Here is a 24,529-nt window from a genome sequence, read left to right as displayed (position 1 = left end):
TGATTACATGGACATCGCTCATAGCTCATAGCATGGCACATCCTTACCGAATATCTAGGAGTCATACTCATTCCGATTGATTCTCATTGCATATTAAATGATTCTTTTATCTAAAATGTGGTAAAATTTCTAATCTAAGAATAAATAATTAATGAACATCACTGGTTTAGCCAGCTAGAATTTTGAGACGGAAATAAAAAGAATGAACCCTGTCAAATCTTAGGGATTAAGGAGAGAGATTATGATTCGATTTGAAAATGTATCTAAGCGATACCAAGACGATACGAAAGTTGTAAAATCCCTGAATTTCGATATAAAAAGGGGGGAATTCTTTGTCATTATCGGTCCTAGTGGGTGCGGTAAAACAACGACACTTAAAATGATTAACCGTTTAATTGATTTGTCTGATGGGACGATTCTTATCAATGGAAGGAAGATAAGCGAATATGACATTCATGAATTGCGTTGGAATATTGGGTATGTCCTTCAGCAAATTGCGCTATTTCCGCATATGACGATTGAAGAGAACATAGCAATTGTTCCGGAGCTACGAAAATGGAGCCGTAAAATGATTCACCAAAGGATTGATGAGCTTTTAGAAATGGTCGGATTAGATTCGAAAATATACCGCAGCAGGAAACCTAAAGAACTTTCTGGAGGTCAGCAACAAAGAGTTGGTGTTATTCGGGCCTTAGCTGCAGATCCTGAAATTATTTTAATGGACGAGCCGTTTAGTGCCCTTGACCCCATCACTAGGGAAAAATTGCAGGATGATATGTTGGACCTTCAGAATAGGATTAAGAAAACCATTGTATTCGTCACACATGACATGCAGGAAGCATTAAAGCTAGGGGACCGAATATGTGTTATGAAAGATGGTGAAATTGTACAAATAGGTACACCAAAAGATATACTTCAAAATCCTGAAAATGAGTTTGTAAGAGATTTCGTTGGAAATCGGCAAGACTTATTAAATGGGGACATTAACCTTGTAAAAATGATGAAGCCAATATTGGAAGACTTAAATCAGAATGAAGTAATTGCTGCGTCAGCTTCATTAAAAGAGACATTGGCGCTTTTATCACACCAAGATCAATTGGCTGTTGAAAAAGATGGTGAGATTATCGGAACAATAAACAGACAAGCAGTCATTCAATTTTTAGCTGATCGTTTGCAGGAAGGGGACAATGCCAATGGGTGAGTTTGCAGCTATTTTTGCGGAAAGACAAGGCGAGCTTGTTGGTTCGTTGCTTGAACATATTCAGATTTCCTTTATTGCCCTCTTTTTTGCAGTCATAATCGCTATTCCCCTTGGAATTTATTTAACGAAAAAGAAAAAAATAGCTGAAGGAATCATTGGAATAACAGCCGTTTTGCAAACGATCCCATCATTAGCACTTCTCGGGCTTTTGATTCCTCTATTTGGGATTGGTAAGATTCCTGCCATTATAGCCCTTGTCGTTTATGCACTCCTTCCTATTTTGAGAAATACATATACAGGTATTAAGGAAGTGGATCCCTCATTAACCGAAGCTGCTAGGGCAATGGGAATGAACTCGAGAAAAAGATTATTAAAAGTAGAGCTTCCTCTCGCTATGCCTGTTATTATGGCGGGTATCCGCACAGCGATGGTATTGATTGTTGGTACGGCAACATTAGCTGCACTTATTGGAGCTGGTGGGTTAGGGGATATCATCTTGCTTGGTATTGACCGAAACAATACAACGCTCATCATTCTTGGCGCGATCCCGGCAGCCTTACTAGCGATCCTATTTGACGTTTTGCTTCGGGGGTTCGAGCGATTAACATTTAAGAATTCGCTAACCACTATAGGAGTTTTTGCAGTAGTGGGTGTACTGATTATCGTTATTCCGCTTGTAAATAGGGAAGAACAAAGAGATATTGTCATTGCCGGTAAACTTGGTTCAGAGCCGGAAATATTGATTAATATGTACAAACTCCTTATTGAAAATGATACTGATTTGAATGTCGAACTAAAACCGGGCCTTGGGAAAACCTCATTTGTGTTTAATGCATTGAAATCCGGCAGTATCGATATTTACCCTGAGTTTACTGGAACAGCCATCTCAGAGTTTTTAAAGGAAACGGCTGTAAGTACTGATAGCGAGCAAGTGTATGAACAAGCAAGAACAGGAATGCGAATGAAGTTCAAAATGGAAATGCTGAAACCAATGATCTATAACAACACATATGCTTTAGCAGTACCTGAGCAAACGGCTAAGAATTATCACTTAAGGACCATTTCTGATTTAAAGAATGCCCAGGATAACATCAAAGCAGGCTTTACTCTAGAATTTGCTGACCGGGAAGATGGCTACCGTGGTATCCAGAAGCTTTATGGAATTTCATTTTCAAACATAATCACAATGGAACCGAAGCTGCGATACAGTGCCATAAAAACTGGAGACATTAACCTAGTTGATGCCTACTCAACAGACAGTGAATTAAGGCAGCATAAACTGATTGTCCTTGAAGATGATAGGCATCTATTTCCTCCTTATCAAGGGGCACCAATGCTTAGAAAAGAAACAATAGAAAAATATCCGGAAATAGAAGAGGCCTTAAATAAGCTGGCAGGAAAAATAAATGACGATGAAATGCGTGAAATGAATTATAAAGTCAATGTGGAGGGCATTAACGCTGCAGAAGTAGCTAAAGAATATTTGGAAAAAGAAGGGCTTCTTTAAAACTTTGGAAGAAACCGTAAACAAAAAGAAGTAACCTTCCCTCCCTCACCAAGGATAATGGGTGGTTACTTCTTTTTGTAATCAGCAATCGTTGGTTAGCCGCTTGCTTTGCGGCTGTAGTTGCCTGATCTTTTTTATTTAGGCTGTTTTCATAAGGTTTGTTGCTTTTATAATGCGATTTTTATTTAATAATCTGAGTTGAGTGCCCGCAGCGGAAATCAACGGGCAAACTTTGTAGGCTAAAACAACAATATATGCGAAAACAGCCTTTATTTATAACTATTTTAGAATAAAATATACATATAAACATATTTTTCAGTCTTTATTTATTCAGTTCTAAATGACTTATCAATTCAGTTTGAACACGTTGCTTTTCTTTGTCTGGAACAATTAAATAGTAAATGTGATCGATAGTGGCGTCACTGCCCTCTATGGAAATCTGTTCGATCGTTTTCGCTGCCCCGCGATAATTTTTCTGTATACGAACCATATCATCAAACGTTAGGTTTGTTTTGATATTCTTACCTAATGCACTAAATATTTCTTGATAATTTGTTAATGATGAGAGGCTTGCCCCCTCCTTAATAACAGCTTTAAGAACCTCACGCTGTCTAAGCTGACGGCCAAAATCACCTCTAGGGTCATCGTACCTCATACGGGAAAACATTAAAGCATTTTCCCCATTTAACGTTAATTCTCCCTGAGGAAAATGAACGCCGTCAACGGTAAAGTCTAAATCATTATTGACAGTAACCCCGCCAATCGAATCAACAATCTCTTGAAAACCTTCCATGTTTATTTGCATATAGTAGTCAATTGGAATGTCTAAAAAATGTTCCACTGTTGCAATTGACATCTCTACTCCACCATATGCATAGGCGTGGTTAATTTTGTCATCCTTTCCACGTCCGACAATCTCCGTTCTTGTATCACGCGGGATACTAAGCATTTTGACAGAAGCTTGATCAGGGTTGACAGTTAAAACGATGATCGAATCTGATCTGCCCCGATCTCCCTCACTTTCATCGATTCCAAGCATAAGAATGGAGAAGGCATCTTGTTTCTCTAAGGTTATTTTTTCCATTCGCTTTTCTGATTTTTCCCTTTTAATTGGTTGATGCATCGTTGCAACTACATCTGTTAAAGAATGGTATACAGCATAGCCATATATGCCTGTGCCGATCAAAATGAATAGAGCAATCATTGCTGTTATTCGCGGCCAGATCCTTTTATTTTTTTGTGCTCTCACTTTTCCTCCCCCTGCATTTTGGAAAAATACACTACTATTGAAATGTAACAATGATTCCTATAATGCCTGTATCGAAAGAAAGCTATGTGAAAATAATGACAGTTACCAAAAAGAAAGTTACACTTATTCTATTATATGAGAGTGATTAGAAATGTATGGATATAAATTTGTCCATTCATAGCAATCTTTTAAGGAGTTGAAAAAATGGCAGAGTGGAAAGACGGTATAGCTAAAATCGTTCTTCCGACCCCTTTTGCTGTTGGGGATGTAAATGTTTTTGTTGTAAAAGGAGATCGGCTGACGCTCGTCGATGTTGGACCAAAAACGGAGGAGGCGTGGGAGGCGCTAAATATACAGCTGAAAGACTTGGAATTAACAATCAATGATATTGAACAGGTCGTGCTGACCCACCACCATCCTGATCACGCAGGTCTTTTGGAATTTTTTCCGTCGTCTATAGATGTGTATGGCCATTGGTTAAATGAAAGATGGTTATTCCGTACAGAGGCATTTTTGAAAGCACATGATGCCTTTTACTATGAGCTTTTTACTAAATTAGGGATTCCTGAACAATATTTAGCGTTGATCCCATTGTTAAAAAAGTCGCTGCGTTATTCCTGCAACCGATCTCTTACAGGGGAACTGACAGAAGGGGATAAGCCACCTGGCCTTGATAATTGGACGGTTATTGAAACACCTGGGCATGCCCAGAGCCATATTGGTTTATTTCGTGAAAAGGATGGGGTTTATATTGCCGGGGACCATCTACTTGCCCACATCTCGCCTAATCCCTTATTAGAACCACCCTTACCTGGGAAAATAGAGCGCCCTAAGCCTCAATTGCAATACAATGAATCATTGAAAAAGCTGCTGCCGCTCCCTATTCAGCTTGTTTATACAGGTCATGGTGATGAAATTTATGATGTCAATGAGCTGATCGAGAAAAGGCTGGCCCGTCAGCATGACCGGGCGATGCATGTACGAAAATGGCTGGAAACAGAGGCCCTAACGGTTTTTGAAATCTGTCAGCGTCTTTTTCCAGCCGTGTATGAACGGGAGCTATCTCTGACAATCTCGGAAACCATCGCCCAGCTAGACTATTTACATTCATTAGGCGAGATTTATATAAATAAAGAGCAGAAAGCGTTTGTCTATACGGCAGTCAAATGAGGTGACATATTGGCAGATCGTTTAAAAAATAAAAATATCATTATTACAGGGGCTTCAGGGGGAATCGGAGCGGAAATGGCATCTCTTTGTGCGGAGAGGGGCGCAAATCTTGTACTTCTCGCCCGAAACCTTGAGAAGCTGAATTTGTTGAAAGAAAAGCTGCAATCCCGTTATCAGGTAGAAGTGGATGTGTATAAGTTAGATGTTTCTAATACGGATGATATTCAGGCCGTATTTTCGGAAATACTCCTTCAAAGAGGCCATATTGATGTACTTGTTAACAATGCTGGGTTCGGGATTTTCCGGGAAGCATATGAGGCCCAAATCGATGAAATCAAAGGGATGTTTGCTGTCAATGTTGTTGGCTTAATGGCTTGTACGAGCATGGTTTTGCCCGGAATGAGGCAACAGGGAAGCGGCCATATTATTAATATTGCCTCACAGGCCGGGAAGATCGCGACCCCAAAATCGAGCGCTTACTCGGCAACAAAACATGCGGTTCTCGGATACACAAACAGCCTTCGGATGGAGCTTTCTGGACATCATGTTTATGTGACAGCTGTTAACCCCGGACCGATTGAAACGAATTTTTTTACGATTGCCGATGAAAAAGGAACATACGTAAAAAATGTGCAAAAATATATGCTGAAACCGGAGTATGTGGCCAGAAAAGTGGTCGATGCGATGCTGACGCCTATCCGGGAAATCAATTTGCCCCGCTGGATGAATGCGGGGAGTATCGTTTATACTCTTTTTCCGCGCTTGTTTGAGCGGTTAGGGAGACGGATGTTTAATCAAAAATAGGTGAAAATGCACCTTTCCTGCCAGCTGTTCGTTGGCGGAAAAGGTGCATTTTATTCTTCTCTTCCTAATCAACCTCATAAGAAGCCTCTAAAAGTATGGAGAGTCCGTCAAAAAGCCATAAACCACGTCATTGACAATATCATGCAAAGTACTTTCCTTTTCTTTGCTTTTAAGGGCAAGGATTTTATGATAAATTTCGTCATATTCTTTGCTGTCTGCTGAGAACAATCCGTTTTGATTATATTGTTTTAAGCAATTTTCCACCATTTTAAAAATTAATTTTCGATCCATGCGGTTCCACCTCATTTGTATTATAACGGTTTTGAGGGGGAAATGGGGCGGACCTACGGCTATTTAGGCTGGACATAATGATGGAAACCCTAATTTTGTAAAAGGGTCGTAAAATTGCCATTGAAAACGAACGTATATTCGTTTATCATAATGGATATACATAAATAGAACGGGTGTTCTTTTGATTGTAAAAAATTTTTTCGAGTTAGATAATTGTCTAGCTCTTGCGCCCTGTGCTTTCTCTTATTCAGTTTAGTGTTTTTTAGAAGGAGGCTGTCATGTTCAATTACTGTACGATGCCAGAAAATCAAATATTGTGCGTGGATATGTTCTGTTATCATCTTGTCAACGATAATTAATAGTTTACAAGAATTACTTTATTACTGATAGTTAGAGAAGGCAAGAATAATAGACAAAAATATAATTGTAAACTATTTAATTTACTATTATAGTGGGGGAGTTTTTATTGGGTAAGAGTCAACAACATTACGGTATTCAAGTTGAGATTGCAAGAAATCAAAATGATTTAAGATACATGATCACTGAAAACGGCATCCCTATTCAAGATCCTTGTTTATGGCTTGATCTAGTAAGTATGAATAGTTATTTAACAGGAGAACGCTATGCTTACGCGCTCTTAAGATACTTTCGTTACCTAAGAGCGAATGGTTTGCATTATTATGAGGTAACGAATAAAAGGGTTATTGAGGAATATATTAAAGATCTTTTAGGTTTAGGGGATAAAGTCATTAACTTTGAAGGCCAAATGACCTTTAAAGCTCTGAGTACTTACATAACTGTATTGAAGTCTTTTTACCATTGGTTAGAAGACGAACGAAAAGTTACAATGAATCCCGTTCTTTACAGTAGCAAAAGAACCAAGCAAGCTCCTCTGGTGAATACGAAACTCCTTTATGGTCAAATATGGAATTTTGATATCGATGAAACCGTACTTTCAAGAGTGAAATACCAAAAAAAAAGAAACCATCTTAAGTGGTACACTGAACAAGAAATCACAGCTATTTGCAAAGAATTCCGCACTCTTAGAGATAAAACGGTGTTCACCATTAGTGTAGAGACTGGAATGCGTATTGGAGAGCTGTTGGGTCTAAAGCTTGATCAATTTGATCCTTTTGAACCTTCTCTTGATATCGTGAGGGAACAAAATATTGAGAACCGTGCAAGGGCAAAAACTACTGAACGTAAACTATATATATATACGCATCTTGCTGAAATGATTCAAACATACATAACTACTGAACGAGCTGAAGCAGATATATTAGGATATGATTATCTTTTTCTTAATAATCAAGGTAAATATAAAGGAAGCCCTCTTAAAACACGTAATTTTCTCCGTATTTTAAAAGGTGCCGGTGAAAGGGCTGGTTTGGTCAAAAGCGAAATTCGGACACATAGTGGACGCAGTACTCGGGCTCAGCAACTTGTTGAATTAATGAGAGAAAACCCTGAACTAAGGATCACAAAAACTTTCATTGATGAAGAAATGGGATGGCGAAGTGAGAGAAGTATTAAACCTTATGAGAAAGGTTATAGCATGACGCAAAAACGAAAAATTATGGAACGAATTAAACCTGTTATTGCATCAATTACAGGTCATTTAACTAAAGGTGACAAAATACATGACAAAGATTGAACTTATTGATACGAGGGGTTCCATTCGTTATTTATTAGCAGTTAATGGTGTTAAGTTAGAGGTTAAATGGAGTAAATCATTTGATTTACTAAAGCAATATATACAAGAATGGGAAAATGCTTTAATTACAAAAGATGTTCAATATATTCGTAACTTGCCTGAAAAATATGGTGAAACATCAGGATACGTTCTTTATCTTTTAGCCGAGAATGTTTTTCGAGATTTATTTGTTGATCTCGTTATTTCATGCGGATTAGAATTTGTAGCTCGAGGTAAGTATTTCACTGGATCAGCATTCTGTAACTATATTCATGAATCTGATTATTTAGGGTTTCGGAGCCTAAAAAGAATGCCGCTATTAATTAAGGCGATAGATCAATTTTATGAAAATGTTATTACTATTTTAAAAGAAGTTTTTCAACAACGATCCAGTCATCAGGTCTATAAAATTGGTAAAACACTTACTTTTAAAAGATTTATGATTCTTGCTATTGGAGAACTACCTGACGAGTTTCGTTCATATTTATCTTATTGTATTGAAAGTCTTGCTGAAGAAGGCGAAGAAATTAGTTTTCATCGACTTGTCAAGGCTGCATTTTTAGTTAGAATTGAATTTGCATCGTTGGATAAAGAGCAACAAGAATTTTTCTTAACAATTATAAACAACTGGCGAGCTAAGAAAGTAAAAAAACAAGAAATAATAAATATAGGTGCTGATTCATGGGCTATACCTTATATGGATGTACAAACAAAACGTTTAATGAAATTTAATTTTATTGGTTTGAATAACCCAATTAAAAAAGAGTTTCAGTATTATCTACTCTTTTGGTATGAAAAAGGTGAAGATGCCAAAGCTCTTTTTAGAAGATTTTCAAACATCATACGTGTTTGTATTACGCTTCAAAAAGTATGTCCAAGCTATAAATCGGTTCTTCAGACTACTTATATTGATGCTTTACAAATTTTTGATATCCTTCAACAAGAGAAAAAGGAAAACGGGAATAGAAAGTATGCATTGACAACTATTTTTCTGTCCTTTTCTTCGATTCGAATATATTACGATTGGCTAAAGTCTAAAGAAAACAAGGAAAATCTTAGGAATCCATTTCGCCGTTTCAAATATCGAAATATCAGTGGTTTTGTAAAAAATAGTGAATACATTCCTGATGAAGTTGCGGATAAATTATCAGATGTTATACATGAATGTCCCCTCCATGTTTATCGAACATGGCTTATTATGATGAATACTGGGATGAGAGCTTCGGAAGTACTTAAACTCGAAGAAGACTGTTTAACATATAACGAAACTGAGGCTATCTATTATTTGAGATTTGTTACATATAAAATACTTAGAAGACGCAGGAAAATGGGTCTAGATGAATATCATAGTGTTCCACTGTTAAGTGAAGAAGTTGTTGATGTTATCAAAGCACAGATTAAGGAAACGGAAATTCTTCGTCGGAAAGGTAACACTAGTTATATCTTTATTAAATATGCAAACAGTCGCAGGCATGATAAAGACCTATTAATTGCTGGGCATGCAGGTTCGACAATTGCGAACTCTATTAACCGTTGTATTAAACGGCATAACATTAAAGATAAATCAGGAGAGTTATGGCATTATTCTAACCATCAATGTCGAAAGACATTAGCCGTTAAACTCTTAACTGAAGGAAGCTCTATTTCAGAGGTTGGGGAAATTCTTGGTCACATGTCTGAGAATACCACACGTCAGTATTATCAAGATGTTGATGCAAAAAAGATAGCTGAATTAGATCGTGAACTATTTGAGGAACTTTTTAACTCGATCGATAAAGATATTCAACGTTCTTATACATCTTCTGAATTGGAGCAACTCAAAAAAGAAATTTTGACTGGTGCGCGAGAAACACCAGAAGGTCACGGTAGTTGTGTAAAACATGTCTCATTCGGTCCCTGTCATAAACGCTCATGTGTGGGGTGTTCCCTCCTATTGACTGGCCCTCAAAAACTTCCAATGTGGAAAAAGCTATACTCTGAGCAACAATCTTATGTCAATGACATGATTCTATTAATGAAGCAACAAAGAATTGAAAATTACGAAGAATATCGCGACTATCAAGCTGAGTCTCACCTACTTTCCTTGTATAAGGAAACCATAGTAAAAATCGAAAAATTCATAGAGAAAAGGATTCCGAAAAATGCAGAAAAGTATTCATAATCAGCAATACCTTGAAGGCAATACTAAAAATCTAAAGGAACTTCTTATAGGGAGAATTGAACAATTTGGACATTTCAATTTTTCAGATGATTCTTGGTATTTCAGTAAAAAGCATAAAGATTCTTTACCAAAAGCAAGTTACACAATTACTTTTTATCAAGCTCCAAGTCAATACAAAGAGTGGGTTAAATATTATGCATTATTCTCAGAAACCTCAATATATGATACTTTTCAAAAATGCTTAAGAATTTCCCGATTTCTTAAATATATTGTTCAATACCATTCCGGTATACCTTTAGCGGAAATTAACCGCGATCATGTGAATGCATACGAATATTTCTTGAGGCAAGACAATTCATCAATAGTTAATCAGCAAAAACATTATGCTGCTCTCCAAGACTTTTTTATGAAATTAACGGATTTTGATGAAATGCCAAATATAGTACCAACAAAGAATAAAAATCCGTTTCCGTTTATTAAAGAAAAAAGCAAAAGAAAACCTTTATCAAAAAAAGTACTTCGCTCTTGGGATCTGGTCATGAAAAATGAGAGTAACAACATTCCTATAGAGTTCCGTACAGTTTACTGGCTTTTACGATCCTTTCCGAATCGAATTACCGAAATATTATCTATGCAACGAGATTGTTTGAAATCATTCTATGGTGAATATGTTATTCAGATTCCGACTTTTAAACAGAGTGGAGGATTTGATCGTGAGGAAGTAAAGATGATTCCTGTAGCTTATACGGGTCATGGTAAATATGTAGTTGATTTAATTCGAGACCTTCAGAAGCAAACCGAAAAGCTGCTTGTGGAATACCCAACTGTTCAAGGGGCTAAAACAGATTACTTATTTGTTATTCGAAATTGGAGTTTTAAGGGGAAAAATGGGAATCTTGAAGTTAAGTTTTCCTCTCGGTCAAGTACTAATATAACAAATTGGCAACGACCTAAAATAAACTTGCTTTTATGTCAATTAGCTTTAATTTTTGATTTTCGTGATGAAAGCGGCTTATTAGTTATTCCGACAACCCATCAATTTCGTCATAATACAGTTACTGACCGTTTATACACTGTAGGTTATACCACTGAACAAGTTCGACGGCTAACTGGGCACAAAAATGAGGTAATGACGAAACACTACACCCATCAACTTGTAGAGCAACACAAGGCAATTCATCTCGGTATTTCTGGACTCCGTAACCCGAATGATAGTCCTGTTGAATTCCGCGGAAAAATATTGAATCTGGATGATCGAACAATAAAGCAGCTTTCTAAAGATTCAAGACGTTATCTTACATGGGAAGCTAATGGAAAAAAAGGTGTCGGGATCTGTAGTGACATTTCTGGCTGCAATCCTAAAGGAACCTCTGTCCATTTTGAATGCTATGCTTGTGATTGGTTTGTTCCGAAACTTGAGTATTATGATGATTACAAAACCGAACATGCTTATTGGCAAGAAATAATAGACCGCACTGCCAAAGATCCCCGCCGATCTGCTCATTTTGAAAATGCCGTTAGGAATTTGAGCTATCTTGAAAGAATATTATCTATTTGCGAAAAGGGAATTGCTCAATTTAAGGACAACAAACTTGAGGCAAAACTGAATAATCTTACAAAATCACCCGATTGGGTGTGATAATATGGCGAATGATGGATTACGAGAGCTTCAGCAAAAAAAGCGAGAAGAAAGTATAGAGCGCGTAAAATGGGCCATTCAGTATCTTCATGATTTAGAGGGGCAGAATTGTCGAATTACTGCCGTTAAACTTGTTGATATTTCGGGTCTTAGCCGAGCGGCACTGTATAAACCTCATCTGCGATCTTTATGGGATGAGAATTGGGCTATATCGCAAAAGGAAAGCAAAATTCAGCAAGAGATAGATCATCACCATAAGGATAAAGAAAAGCTTCAGATCGAAATTTCTCTTTTAGATCGAAGGATACAAAAAAGTGAACTTGAGATTTCGCGACTAACAAAAGCATTGAATAATGAGAAAGCGCGTTCCAGTGTTTATCGGCAGGATTTTGAGGAGATGAAGGAGCGCCATCAAAAACTTCTTCATCATAATCTTCGTATTCTTCGAAAGCTTCATCTTCATGGTGTAGACACAAGCGATCTTAACATGGAAGACACCGATTAGAATTGGTGTCTTCCATGTTAGCTGATTTCAACTTGTAAGATTCTCTTAAAGGAAAGGATTAGGATATCTTCCTCATTGATAATTTTTAACCAACCTTCAATTGTATCTACCTTTTGGATCCATCCCCAGAACTCTGCAGGTCCGTATTTTTCTGCATAGGTAATCGTAATTGCTCGCTTCTGTTCAATGGATTTAATAATTATACAGTTGATCTCCTGTAGTTGATCATTATCTAGTAAAGGAGGTTTAAACTCTTGTTGTTTTCGTTTTTCCCCTAATAGCTGCTCCCTATGTTCAGGTAGCATCATTCGACTCGATTCCCAGCGTAAATTATACCCTTTGCTCAATTTATTTACTGCCATTTATAATCACCTCTATTTGTAATGTCCACCTATTTTTTTTGCACGCTCAGAAGCCTGACCCGATTTGGTTAATGAGGAGGCTCTATATATGGCTGTACGCCCATATTTGTCCCATATAGCGTCTAACGCACGATTTAACTTTTCCCGATCTAAATAGTTATCGAACAAGTCAATCTGATAGCAATCGGAGGTTTGTAAGTTACTTAATGAGACACCCAAACTTCTTATAGGCTGTTTATCCCAATGTTTAAGTAATAAATCATATGCCGCCTTGAAAATATCTAAGTCAAAACTCGTCGGAATTGGAAGGGATATTTGTCTATTGAAACCAGTAGGAAAGTCAAAATCAGCTCCTCTAACGCCAAATGAAACAGTGGTTCCCATATATCCTTTAACTCGACATCTTCTAGCTACTTCAGTACAAAGTTCTAATAAAACGATTTTGATTTCTTCTAGTTCTGAATAATCTCTTGGTAAGGTCATTTGATGACCAATTGCTTTTTGTTGATCGAATGTTTTTACAGTAACAGGAGAATAATCAATCCCATTTGCCGTCTGCCAAAGTACCTCTCCATTAATTCCCCAACGTTTTTTTAAAATTTTAATGGGGGAATTTGCTAATTGACCAATTGTAAAGATGCCCATTCCTTGCAAATGCTTTTCCATTCGTCTTCCAACCCCAAACATTTTGCCAATAGGCAATTTCCAAAGCTCATCCATATTTGTTCCATCTAATTTAAATATTCCATTTTCATTTTTTTTGGCAAAATTGTCACATGCCATTTTCGCAAGGATTTTATTTTTACCAATTCCAACCCTCGCATATAATCCAGTTTCATTTAGTATTTTTTGCTGTAACTTATGAGCAATAATATATTCATTTCCAAATATTTTTAAGCTACCGGAAATATCCAAAAATTGCTCATCAATTGAAAATGGTTCTACTAAATCGGTAAATTGCTCCATAATCTGACTTATAGCCAATGAGACATTTATATAGTCTTGCATATGAGGTTTAACAATAACTAATTCTGGACATTTATTTTGGGCTTGCCATAATGGTTCCGCAGTTTTAATCCCAAAGTTCTTTGCTAAAGGACATGCTGCTAGAATAATTCCTGATCTTCTTTCTGGATCTCCAGCTACTACTAGAGGTTGATTTCTATAAGCATCATTCTTAACCTTTTCAACAGAAGCATAAAACGACTGGATATCTGCAAGGAAAATCACTTTTTCCTTCATCATGTTATCACCTTTTCCTAAAAAAAGAACATACCTTCGTATTTATTATATACGAAAGTATGTTCGTTTAGTACTGGAAAATAGTGTTGGCTTGAAAAAAGTGATTAACTCCATAAGTGTTGATAAAAGAACAAATTGAAAAATCGTGTTTTAAAAAAGATAGATCAAAACACGATTTAATTGTGACTTTGAAATAAAGTTCGAAATTTAACAAACTTTAATAATTCCTTGTATTGATAGGGTTTTACTTTCAACCCTTAAACTTCAGCTGTATTGTTCAATTAAAGGGCCATTTAACGGAATAACTTTGTGAAAAATAGCTGGTTCATGAAATAATAAAGGCGATATAGATGATTACTTATGAAAAAAATAATAAAGGAGACAAGTGTAGTAAATGATATTCCAATTTTAAATATTTTTTAGGAGAAAATATATAGTTGTCCGTTGGTATTTTTTATTCACGGGGCATCGTGAACAAGCTATCGATTTTGGATATATGCTTGCAATGAAAGGATTTTATTACATAAGCATGGATTGTAAAGGACATGGGGAAAGAAAGGGAAATAAAGGGAAAAAATGAGAGCAACAAATTTCCTCAAGTTTTTCCACGAGATACTGGCTTGAATACCTACGTCCATATGCACGAAGTTATTGAACAATCAGCAATCAATATACAGAACTTAAGTGAATACTTTAAGGATTAAGAGAGAATTATTACAATTAAAATTGGCATATCTGGTTTTTCAATGGGGGGCTATGCATCATTTTATATATCGACAAATAACCCTGATATAAAGGTTTCTATTCCCATAGCAGGTAAACCTTCATTTACAAAATCATGGCTTGATACCATTACATTAACTGTTACCTACGAACAATGGAGTACTCAGATTCAAGATGCGGTGAAAGAAGTTGAAAACGAACTGAGTACTTTACTTAGAAGTAAACATAGCATAGATATCATGGAACTGAAATCTATGCTTTTAAATTTGAATTAAATATTAGGAAATATTCACGCTCTACTATCTTTTTTTATTCTTTCCCATTCATTTTTAATATGCTTATTTATCAAGTCTTCAAATAAATTTTGCTCTATCTTTAATAGACTTGTTATAAATTGCTTATTATTAAGATAAATCAAGTTTGCAGGAATATTGATTTTTAAATCACTGAAAATAGATAATAATTCTTCTTTAGAATGATCTTTTGGATTACGTAACACAGTATGAAGTTTAACAATGTTGTTAAGATGTGAGATAATTTCTAGTTCAAATGATTTCTTTGAATTTAATTGAAATTCAATTAAACATTTTAATTTAATTATGTAACTTGTTTCCTTAGAACCATTTTCATATATAATTGAAAATAAAAGGCTATTAAATTCAGCTACATTTACTTTTAGATTTTTTAAAGAATCAATTCGTTCTTTATTTACTGAATTAACGAAGTTATTTGATTTATTATTTCTAATTGTAAAAAATAAAGTAGTAAGCGTTATTACTGCAGTTATTGAGGTTGTTACTAGAGATATATGTTGTGCGTTTGAAAAATCAATAAAATCAATAATCATTTTACACTCCTTAATAAGATTGGGGATATTTTATGACAAAAAACTTTAAAAGAACAAATAGCTATTTGAATATAAAGCAGCTAAAATATCGATTAAATAAGAGTAATATCAAATCGAAATTACTAATGATCAGTAAAAATCCAAAATTAAGAAAAATTTATAATAATACATTGTTTCCACAAAGGAATATTCATATTTTTCAGTATCTTGTAGAGAACATTAATAACTATACTGTTGAAATGCTATGGCAATTGGAGATAATCTCAATGTATAAAGATACATTATCTGATTTTCTAGCTAAAACAGATGAGTACTCTAGAGAATACTTTAAAGCCAATTATAGCTATTGTAACCAATTACTTATTGAAATTGAATCGGTTTATGGAAATAGTATTTGGTTGATAGAAAATAAAATCAATTTATTCAATGTTACAGACAAGGAGACGTCTGAAGGTTATTATGAGACTCTTCAAAATAGCGAACTAAACTCGTTTTATAAGTTTCTTAATTGGATATTACATATTAAGTCAGATGAACTTGTTTCACCTGCTCGCTTTGAAATTGAATTACAAAGAATGGTTCAAACTTGGTCTTGGGTTAAGAAATATAACTTATCTGACTTCTTGCTATTCCATTTTTCAATAGCAGAGGATTTTGAAGATATCGATTTAAACTCATTGTTAAATGTACTAGAGAATTTATCTTTAATCGACAGATATTTTACTTTACTAAAAATCACTGAAAACCTAATTGATAGTGATATAAAAAAAGTGGATGATGCTGTATTAAATAAAGCCTATAATATTTTGTATTCTATTTATCCAAATAATTTATCTCCATATTATCGTATTTTAAAAAATGATTATACTGAAACAACAAATGAAGAAAATGCAATGTTAATCTTAGCTCTAAATTCATATTCTCAAGGAAATTATGATGATTCAATAGCAATATGTGAGGAGATACTACAAACATTACCTTATGAAATAGGTGTTTATGAGATTTATGCTAAATCGCTTTTAGTTAAAGATATAAATAATTTAGAGGATTCTGAAGCTAAATTTTATATAAGAATAATTAATTTGTTACTGGAAATTTATAGTACAAAAAATAGGGAAGTTTCTGAGGAAAAAATTGATGAAATATTAAAAATTTGTATTGCCCATAACACAAATAAATGGGCATGGAAATTACTAAGCTTAATTACAAATCAAAAATATGGAATGAAGATATTTGAATCTATTCCAATCTTTAAAAAAGGTTTTAAATATTCAAGTTTCTTAAAACCTCAGATTTTATCTTCTCTTTTTAAAGAAAGTTATTATCAGGATCAGTACATAGAATTAAACTTTTATCCTGAAAGTATTACTTATAAAATACACAAGGCTTATAGTCAGCTAGATTTAAATCAAATTGAAAGTTTGGATATAGAGGAAAATAGAAAGCATAGATTATTAGGAAATATATATCTATTAAAGAAAGACTATCAGGAAGCATTAAAATCTTTCAATAAAATAAGTTCAGATTCATTTATATATAAGCCAGAAATTTTTAAAGGTAAAATAAATTCCTATATAGGTCTTGAGAATTTTGAAGTAGCTCTCAATCTATTGATCGATTCATACCTAGAAGAATACGAGGTAATTCACGATATTGATTTAATTTTCATGTATGAATCTTTACTTGAAGAGGAATATTCATATTCAAATATAAATATCTTAATTTTTGTTGAGCTGTTAACCAGGTATACCGACCACAATTTAGAAATAAGAAAACACAACTTTTTAGAAGATTTCCTTGTAGAAAATGATGTGAATCTTATAAGTGAAATGACTTTTGACCTAGGTAAATATCCTAAAGAGAAGTTAATCTTTGTTTTAAAAGAATATTGTACAATTGATAATATGTCACAATATTACTATTTTGAGACATATGAGCAGGTTGAAGAAGAAAGAATAAAAATTTGTAGAATTCTAACTCAAATAGATCCTGATAATAAAAATGATTATTCAGAAGAAATTCGAGATTTAAATGAAAAATCTCAAATAAGAGTTCATACAGCAGCTCTTGAAAAAAGTAAAATCTATGTTGATACTGAGGGAATCAAAAAACAAGCATTATCGTTAATAGATAATAATTTCAACAGAATCACTGAATATTTTAGTAGCTCGAAGTCAAAAGGATTACCAGTTGAGTTCTATTTTAATGGTGAAAATGAGAAGGATGGAAATACTTTTAAAAGAAACAGTTATTCTGAGATTTACAATGAAATGATTTTTCAATTAAGAGATACATTCATTTTTAGTAAACAGTATGGATTGAATGTTTATTTGAGTTTGGGTATTAGACATGGAACAATTATTGCGCAATTTAGGAAACTTTTTGAAAAGGATTACTTTTTAACTCTATTTAATTCATACGAAAATAAGTATAAAGTTAATCAATATTGGTTAGAAAAATTAAATGTAAACCAAAGTAATAGAAATCATGTGATTAGTGCATTTAATTCTTTTAATAAGAATATTGATGATTTATTAAATTTATTAAAAGATGCTAAATTACAAATTTCAACAGATTTAAACGATACTATTGCATTATTTAATTATTATATCAAGCAGGTTGAATTAATAATTTTATATGCTAAACATGTAAATACAGAAAATTTAACTATCGATACATTTATTGATCAAATAATAGAAATGCTTTGGGAATATACTGAGCGCAATCTTAATGTTGTTAGAGAGTATTTAAATACTGATTTTAAATATAATTTATTAGATGCGATAAATAGTTTTATTATTGAAATTGAAGAAATTAATAAAATGACTGGTATGCAATTAAACCTTCAAGAGTTTAACAATAAGATTATTGATTTAAGGACTGAAATTGAATATCAAATTAAGCATGTTTCAAACTGGTTTACTAAAGAAAATATAGTAGATATTGATAATTTTACTTTAGAACTGCCTGTAAATATTGCTTTAGAATATATTAAGAGCTCTAACTTTAATATATCTATTGATTCAACAATAGAAATAAATACAAACAAATTAAAAGTACAAGGAAAGTATCTAAAGTGGTTTAATGAACTATTTTATGCAATTTTTGACAATATTGTTAAGAGAAGTGGTTTTCATAATGAATTTAAATTTGAATTGGAAATTAAGTATGAAAGTCCATTCTTGAAAATTGAGTGTATTAACCCTATTAATTTAGATGCTCAAGAAATTTTGAATAGAAGAGAAGTATTAAAAGATAAATTGTCTGAAATAAATTATATCTCAACTCATGAAGAGTCAAATATTCTAGCAAGAGCTTCTGAAGAAGGCGGTTCTGGTTTATACAAAATTGTAAAGGTTTTAAGATACGATATTAAAACCCCTACATTCAATCTAGATTTTGGAATTGACGATGATGAGAACTACTTTATTTATATTTCTCTAGACACAAGGGGGATTATTTTTGAAGATATTAATAGTTGAAGATGATCCAAATAAAATTTTTAAAATAGAGTCTTATTTAAAAAGCCAAATAGAAAACATAAATTTAGATTTCGCTAATTCTTTTAACAGTGGAATTAGAAAAATATTAAAAGGAGAATACGATTTAATTTTACTTGATATGACAATGCCTAATTTTGATAAGAATTCATCATCTAGTGGCGGGAAACCAGTACAATTTGCAGGTAAAGTTATATTAAGTGATATGAAAAGAAAACGAATCAAAACTCCAGTAATTGTTATTACACAATATGCAAATTTTGGAGAAAGTGACAACTTAAAAAGCTTTGACGAATTACATGAAGACTTAGCTAAGGAATACTCTACTAATCTAATCGATATGATTTATTATGACACTGGAAAATCAGATTGGGAAAATCAGTTGAAAAGTATTTTAGAAGAAAACTTTAATGATTAAAGTATTAATTGTTGAGGATAATGAGGAAAAATATACTAAAGTGTCTGGTTTCATTCAAACTCATTATTCTGAAGTAACAATAAAACAGTGTACTTATTTGAATAGTGCTCGTGGAGAATTGATTAACGAATACTATGATTTACTTATACTAGATATTCAGCTTCCTGAATTTGAAAATCAAGGTGTTAAAGAGGACGCAGGGTTATCTTTATTACAAGAGATTCAAGCAACTATAACAGCTCATAGACAGCGAAGAAACGGTATAAAGTCTCCAACGTATGTATTAGTATTAACAGCTCATGACAACAGTTATAAAAGTTTTGAGAGACGTTTCCAACAAACAATATTTAAAGTAGCTAAATATGATGGGATATCTGATAGTTGGCATGCACCATTGGTCCATTCTTTGGAACATTTAATCACTAATAAACAAATGGCAGCAACCAAACTAAAAGAGTATGATTATGATTTAGGGATTATATGTGCTTTAGAAAGCGAACTATCGGTATTATTTTCTTTAGGCTGGGATTTAGTAAGTGAAAGAAATCATACAGATTCTAGTGTGTTTTTCTTTAAAAGTAAGTTAGATGTTGATGGTGAAGAAATTAAAATAATTTGTAATACCCCTGATCATATGGGAACTACTGACACTGCTATTGTGACTTCAAAAATGATTGACTATTATAAACCTAAGGTTATAGTGATGTTTGGAATAACTGCGGGTATAGAGAATCAAGTGAATTTAGGGGACATTATTTTTGCAAGTACTTGTTATTCTCATGAAACTGGTAAATATATAGAAGAAAACGGTGAAACAGTATTTTTACCAACAACTTCTCATGTTAATGCAAGTTCAAATCTAGTATCTATAGCAAAAGAAATGAAGTTCGAAAATGAAATCTTTAGTAAGTTTTATTGTTCTTATACAGGAAATAAACCCAATAATCCGCCTAGCATCCATATTGGTCCAATGAGTAGTGGTAATGCGGTGATTGCGAATGATAAGATTTTAAAAGGTTTAATTAGGAACGAGAGAAAATTACTTGGGGTAGATATGGAGATTTATGGATTGTATCGTGCATGCTATTTATCTAAACATCCTGTTCCGAAGTTTATTGCGTTTAAAATTGTATCAGACTTTGCTGATAATAATAAAAATGATGATTATCATCAATATTGTAAGTATATGAATGGACAAATTATCAATTACTTAATATCGGATGTATTTATTAACAGAGGTATTTTTGATCCAGAATCTTAAAATATAAGATCTTAATAATATTTTAGTAATAAAAAGCAGCTTGAGAAATATTCACAAGCTGCCTTTATAATTTTGCTAACGGGGTCGTTAGTTAAAGAAGAATTAAGTGAGTTATTCCATTAAAGGGCGCTATCCTTGAAGAAGAAGGATAAGCGCAAATTTTCGATTTAAGGGCCATTTAACGGAACATAAGGAAGGAAAAGAAATCTATCCATTAGTAGGTTTATGAGGGGGAAATCAATGTTTTGGAGCATTGTAGCTGTATTATTTATCTTATATGTCGTATTTAGCCTTTCGACTATTAAATATCAATTAAAACAGATTTCAAATCATCTTAATATCCAAGATGTTGGAAACAGAGAGTAAGCGATGAAGAAATCGAGAAAGAACTAGAAGATAATTTAAAAAGGTAATATATTGTTCGGTGGATATTGAAGTAGCTAATTCAACAATCGGGCGATTGTGGAATAAGAAAGGACATTACATATTAGTCATATAATATATGTAATGTCCTTTAATTTAATTGTTTTTTTTATTTAGGTCTTAATTTGTTTAACCTATCTTATGCAATTTAGTATATCTTGGGATAAAATTCTTGAACCACTTACTCCTTTTAGATACTGTAAATCTCCATTTATTGACCAATCAATTTGTTTCAGATTTCCTAACATAGATAAAATTTTACTAGAATTAGGCTGTTGGCTCTTATACAAGAAATTATTTGAGATAATTTCGTTTCCGGCCATTGCTAAAGCATTTAAAGCGATGATATGTGTTAATCTATAAGATTTAAAATCTTCCCATTCCCCTGGGAGAATATCTTTTATTGCATTAAAGTAAAACAATGAGAGGCCCAATATTTTTTCTTTTGAAAGGTCTTCTAAGTCCGATTTTTTAATCAATAAAGTAACGATATTATAAAGATTTTGAAGAGTTATATGTTTTTCTTTTGTTCTTTTACCGATAAGTGTTCCTTTACTATGAAAAGGACTTTCAGGTCTGAGTATTAGATTGGTTGCAACCCAACTTAGATCGTCGTTATTTCTGTTTAGATATCGACTTAAAGAAGTACCTATACCTTTTGCTTTAGTATTGATTACATCAAATAGCTTAATTTCTTCATCTTCATCAAGGTAATGAAATGCTAAGAATGGAATATTAAGTGTAGTATCAGTTTTCTTAACATATTCTTCAATTCCGGCTAATCTATGTTGACCATCCATTAAAGAAGCTTTTTTCTTGGAAACCAATCTACCAAAAAGTGGACGGTCTTTAGAATAAGCTTGAAATTCCCAATTACCAGCAGCATTAAGTAGAATGGGTGTATATAAAGAGTCTTCTCCTTTAGATAAATAGTTGGCAAAATCTTTACTTCTTACTTTATTGATTGGTCTTTGATATCCTTTTCCAGAAGGGTGATTATAAGGTTTAGAATAAGAAAAATTAACCGCAATCTGAGAAGATACATATCCTTGGTATGCTACTCTTCCTCTCATTTTAAATTGTATAACATTCTCAATTACTATATTTGATGGTAAATAATCATTCATAGTTATGCACCTCTCTATTTTTTTGTTAACTATTCTAAAATAGTACTTATGAGTACAATAATCAATGGAAAATGTACTCATATGTATCTGTTTATAGCTAAGTGCCTCACCTACTCTTAAGTAGAGGTGATAAAATGGAAAACTTAGCAAAATTGGTTGGAAAAAATATTCGCGAACTAAGGAAAATGAAAGAATTAACAATAGAGGGGTTATCTGAAAAAGCTGATTTTCAAACCTCATTCTTGGCAGGAGTAGAGAGGGGAGAAAGAAATATTACCTTAGAAACTTTAGAAAAAATATTAAATGGATTAGAAGTAGATGTAAAAACATTATTTAGTGTTCAAAATTTAATTGCAGATGAATATTATAGTAAAAAGGAAATCATTGACTCAATTGTGGATTTATTAAATGAAAGAAACTTAAATGAATCAAGACTTATTTATAAAATAACAAAAGAAATTTTTGAAACTTATGACTATGATAAGGAAATTAAATAAAAAGATATAAAGGTTTTTAATACAAAGGTTTTTAGAGAGTAGGAATACAATTGCACACTTCATTATGATGCTAACAGACGCTAGTAAGCCTTGATAGCCATTATATAAGGTAGCTATTTAGGCTTTGTAACTCAAGGACTGCATGATAAGTTTATCCTAATTCAAATATGCTTGAACCTAGTTTTCTATTTTGGCTACACCCAGATTAACAACTTGATTCATTTCTAAATCTCCTTCTCCAAATAAACTTGAAACGTACCCCTTAATTACTCCTTGAATTATCATATCTTCACTTGTTATACGAGATCTTCATCTTAACGTTCCTCATATTTGTTTCAACTTACAAATCTTTGGAGGAAAAGGATTTACCAGCCCAACTGTGGACAAGCTTTTCGCTTAATATATGCTATGGATATAAAATGTACAGGGGTTCCAATTCTTTTTTTACTTTAGTATCATCCAGAGAACTCACTTCTTAAAGGCTGGCTCACACTGCATTTTTACTGCAGTGCAAGAATTCCTATTATTGGGAGGGATTGATTAGATGTATCAGAATTGGCAATTGGAAAGATTAGCAGTTAATGAAAATGAAATATAAAAAGAAGCATTAAAACCTTTTTCCTACCTTATGGTAGATATTCCCGAAGGCGATAAGGCTATCTCTTTTGATGGAGAAATACAGATGAATTCTATCTTTGACGAATGACACATTATAAAAAATAAGCTGACTTCCATAATATAAAGTAAGCCAGCTCTTTTCAAATGGTTTTGTTACATACTTTTAGTCTGGCCAATTGCTTCACTTATCCCTTTTTCTAATTTCACCGCATTATTAACGCTGGCTGGTTAAGTAACATTTTAAGCATTATTATTTAGTTACTAATTCTCCGACCCTTGGTCTGTTGAAATAGCTTGTGGTACATCTAAAAAGTCCCATAGAACGAGATGCTCTTTATAATTCAAAATCATTTTATTGTAGTTAATTGCATGTTTTGTCAATCTCCATATCTACAGTATTAAACCATCTTTGTTCATAATCAAAGAAGACATAATTTAATGCATACGGATGAGCTACACTCTTATAAATGATTCCATATATTCCATAGTACTTTGCACATTGTGCTAAAAAGTTAGGTAGTAAGTACTCTTGCCTATTTGGAGTCTTCTTTTCAAAACTGCAGTATTGCACAAGAGGAGATTCAGAGTCTGATAAATCTAGCAACCCTACTGGTTGCATTAGCTGCCATTCAATTATGTCGTACCTTAAATTAGGATTATCTGAAACAATTTCGCTTAGTGCCACTTCTTTTGTATCGCAAGTATACAATTCTCCTTGACCAAAAAAATTAAATCTTCCTTGGCTAGATACACCGTGTGGGGCTTTAAACATCTCAATATCGGTAAAAGGTAACTTTCTTGTTTTTATATCTCGACTTCTTGCACGGAATAAATTTAATTTCTCGACTTTTATTAAGTTCATATTGATTTTATCAAAAATTTTTCTTCCTACTGGATGTTCCAAACCCAGCATTGGAAACTCCACTAAGTGTCTATAAAGATTAAAAACATCTTTAGCTGTAAGACTTGTGACAATATCTGTAACTGCCAATACCCTTGGTATATCCCTCACTGGTATAGATTTAATATTTTCTTTGTCTGCAAGAACAAATTCTAATTCTTTCCTATCATCATCAAAACTTTGAGATATTTGATAGTCATCTTTTGGTATTTTACTAAATATATATTTTGCATCCTGATCTTTATTTACTAAAGACATTGCATTAACCACTGAATCGGATAGAATCCAATTTGAACTTATTGCTGCTAATCCCATTGTTGATGCTTTCAAGGCACTCGTATCCAATCCTGCTAATCCCAATGATGCTGACTTTAAGGCACTCGTATCCAA

At 33.3% G+C, this 24,529-nt stretch carries 20 protein-coding genes; 13 read left to right on the top strand and 7 right to left on the bottom strand.

All coding sequences use genetic code 11. The annotated features are described in order from the left end of the window. Nucleotides 1-241 precede the first annotated feature (241 nt). Nucleotides 242-1,201: an ABC transporter ATP-binding protein gene (locus BGM26_RS09650; RefSeq protein WP_217039616.1), complete on the top strand. Its 960-nt coding sequence runs from the start codon at nt 242-244 to the stop codon at nt 1,199-1,201. After that, the gene (gene opuFB / locus BGM26_RS09645) at nt 1,194-2,708 is read left to right on the top strand and encodes an osmoprotectant update ABC transporter permease/substrate-binding subunit OpuFB (protein WP_217039615.1); all 1,515 of its coding nucleotides are present in this window, start codon (nt 1,194-1,196) and stop codon (nt 2,706-2,708) included. The genes BGM26_RS09650 and opuFB overlap by 8 nt, the downstream gene beginning before the upstream one ends. Before the next feature lie 322 nt (nt 2,709-3,030). On the opposite strand, the gene BGM26_RS09640 is transcribed toward opuFB, so the two are convergent. After that, a complete protein-coding gene (locus tag BGM26_RS09640) occupies nt 3,031-3,912 on the bottom strand; it encodes an LCP family glycopolymer transferase (RefSeq protein ID WP_254119499.1) in 882 nt (293 codons plus the stop codon). A 249-nt stretch (nt 3,913-4,161) separates the two neighbouring features. Here BGM26_RS09640 and BGM26_RS09635 point away from each other — a divergent pair, with 249 nt between their 5' ends. Together BGM26_RS09635 and BGM26_RS09630 are read left to right on the top strand one after the other, a co-directional pair. After that, complete coding sequence (locus BGM26_RS09635; RefSeq protein ID WP_217039613.1) at nt 4,162-5,127, top strand: MBL fold metallo-hydrolase; 966 nt, start codon at nt 4,162-4,164, stop codon at nt 5,125-5,127. A 9-nt stretch (nt 5,128-5,136) separates the two neighbouring features. Beyond that, the gene (locus BGM26_RS09630) at nt 5,137-5,931 is read left to right on the top strand and encodes an SDR family NAD(P)-dependent oxidoreductase (RefSeq protein ID WP_217039612.1); all 795 of its coding nucleotides are present in this window, start codon (nt 5,137-5,139) and stop codon (nt 5,929-5,931) included. 87 nt (nt 5,932-6,018) lie between these two features. Here BGM26_RS09630 and BGM26_RS09625 read toward each other — a convergent pair whose 3' ends face one another. Beyond that, nucleotides 6,019-6,222, bottom strand: a complete 204-nt coding sequence (locus BGM26_RS09625; RefSeq protein ID WP_217039611.1) for a YqzH family protein — start codon at nt 6,220-6,222, stop codon at nt 6,019-6,021. Nucleotides 6,223-6,688: 466 nt separating this feature from the next. Here BGM26_RS09625 and BGM26_RS09620 point away from each other — a divergent pair, with 466 nt between their 5' ends. The 4 genes from BGM26_RS09620 to BGM26_RS09605 are packed head-to-tail and all read left to right on the top strand — an operon-like array spanning nt 6,689 to nt 12,220. Continuing rightward, nucleotides 6,689-7,876 (top strand): tyrosine-type recombinase/integrase, encoded by a 1,188-nt coding sequence (locus tag BGM26_RS09620; protein ID WP_254119182.1) that lies wholly within the window; start codon nt 6,689-6,691, stop codon nt 7,874-7,876. Next, the gene (locus BGM26_RS09615) at nt 7,863-10,076 is read left to right on the top strand and encodes a tyrosine-type recombinase/integrase (RefSeq protein WP_217039610.1); all 2,214 of its coding nucleotides are present in this window, start codon (nt 7,863-7,865) and stop codon (nt 10,074-10,076) included. The genes BGM26_RS09620 and BGM26_RS09615 overlap by 14 nt, the downstream gene beginning before the upstream one ends. Continuing rightward, the gene (locus BGM26_RS09610; RefSeq protein ID WP_217039609.1) at nt 10,057-11,715 is read left to right on the top strand and encodes a site-specific integrase; all 1,659 of its coding nucleotides are present in this window, start codon (nt 10,057-10,059) and stop codon (nt 11,713-11,715) included. The genes BGM26_RS09615 and BGM26_RS09610 overlap by 20 nt, the downstream gene beginning before the upstream one ends. 4 nt (nt 11,716-11,719) lie before the next feature. After that, nucleotides 11,720-12,220 carry a DUF6262 family protein gene (locus BGM26_RS09605; protein ID WP_217039608.1) on the top strand — a complete coding sequence of 167 codons (501 nt, stop codon included), beginning with the start codon at nt 11,720-11,722 and terminating at the stop codon, nt 12,218-12,220. A gap of 17 nt (nt 12,221-12,237) precedes the next feature. Here the strand turns inward: BGM26_RS09605 and BGM26_RS09600 are convergent, their stop codons facing one another. From BGM26_RS09600 to BGM26_RS09590, 3 genes are all read right to left on the bottom strand, one after another. Further along, nucleotides 12,238-12,582 carry a YolD-like family protein gene (locus BGM26_RS09600; RefSeq protein ID WP_217039607.1) on the bottom strand — a complete coding sequence of 115 codons (345 nt, stop codon included), beginning with the start codon at nt 12,580-12,582 and terminating at the stop codon, nt 12,238-12,240. A gap of 12 nt (nt 12,583-12,594) precedes the next feature. Beyond that, nucleotides 12,595-13,824, bottom strand: a complete 1,230-nt coding sequence (locus tag BGM26_RS09595) for a DNA polymerase IV (protein WP_217039606.1) — start codon at nt 13,822-13,824, stop codon at nt 12,595-12,597. 1,012 nt (nt 13,825-14,836) lie between these two features. Continuing rightward, entirely contained in the window at nt 14,837-15,394 is a 558-nt protein-coding gene (locus tag BGM26_RS09590) for a hypothetical protein (RefSeq protein WP_217039605.1), read from the bottom strand. A gap of 266 nt (nt 15,395-15,660) precedes the next feature. Between BGM26_RS09590 and BGM26_RS09585 the strand changes: the two genes are divergently transcribed. The 4 genes from BGM26_RS09585 (at nt 15,661) to BGM26_RS21690 (ending at nt 20,939) form a co-directional block, all read left to right on the top strand. After that, a complete protein-coding gene (locus BGM26_RS09585) occupies nt 15,661-18,876 on the top strand; it encodes a hypothetical protein (protein WP_217039604.1) in 3,216 nt (1,071 codons plus the stop codon). Further along, complete coding sequence (locus BGM26_RS09580) at nt 18,857-19,312, top strand: response regulator (protein WP_217039603.1); 456 nt, start codon at nt 18,857-18,859, stop codon at nt 19,310-19,312. The genes BGM26_RS09585 and BGM26_RS09580 overlap by 20 nt, the downstream gene beginning before the upstream one ends. Continuing rightward, nucleotides 19,305-20,573 carry a phosphorylase family protein gene (locus tag BGM26_RS09575; RefSeq protein ID WP_217039602.1) on the top strand — a complete coding sequence of 423 codons (1,269 nt, stop codon included), beginning with the start codon at nt 19,305-19,307 and terminating at the stop codon, nt 20,571-20,573. Before BGM26_RS09580 ends, BGM26_RS09575 begins: the two co-directional genes overlap by 8 nt. A gap of 240 nt (nt 20,574-20,813) precedes the next feature. After that, a complete protein-coding gene (locus tag BGM26_RS21690; protein WP_302053227.1) occupies nt 20,814-20,939 on the top strand; it encodes a hypothetical protein in 126 nt (41 codons plus the stop codon). 191 nt (nt 20,940-21,130) lie between these two features. Here BGM26_RS21690 and BGM26_RS09570 read toward each other — a convergent pair whose 3' ends face one another. Continuing rightward, on the bottom strand, nt 21,131-22,123 hold the full coding sequence (locus BGM26_RS09570; RefSeq protein WP_217039601.1) for a DGQHR domain-containing protein: 993 nt from the start codon (nt 22,121-22,123) through the stop codon (nt 21,131-21,133). A gap of 134 nt (nt 22,124-22,257) precedes the next feature. On the opposite strand from BGM26_RS09570, the gene BGM26_RS09565 reads away from it, so the two are divergent. Then, on the top strand, nt 22,258-22,620 hold the full coding sequence (locus BGM26_RS09565; protein WP_217039600.1) for a helix-turn-helix domain-containing protein: 363 nt from the start codon (nt 22,258-22,260) through the stop codon (nt 22,618-22,620). Between the two features lie 979 nt (nt 22,621-23,599). Here the strand turns inward: BGM26_RS09565 and BGM26_RS09560 are convergent. Beyond that, nucleotides 23,600-24,529: RES family NAD+ phosphorylase (locus BGM26_RS09560; protein ID WP_254119180.1), on the bottom strand; the 930-nt coding region annotated here is incomplete at its 5' end.

The sequence above is a fragment of the Bacillus sp. FJAT-29790 genome (assembly GCF_019039215.1).
Classification (GTDB): domain Bacteria; phylum Bacillota; class Bacilli; order Bacillales; family Cytobacillaceae; genus Cytobacillus.
The sequence above is the reverse complement of the archived record's forward strand: the minus strand, read 5'-3'. Positions and strand labels throughout refer to the sequence as shown.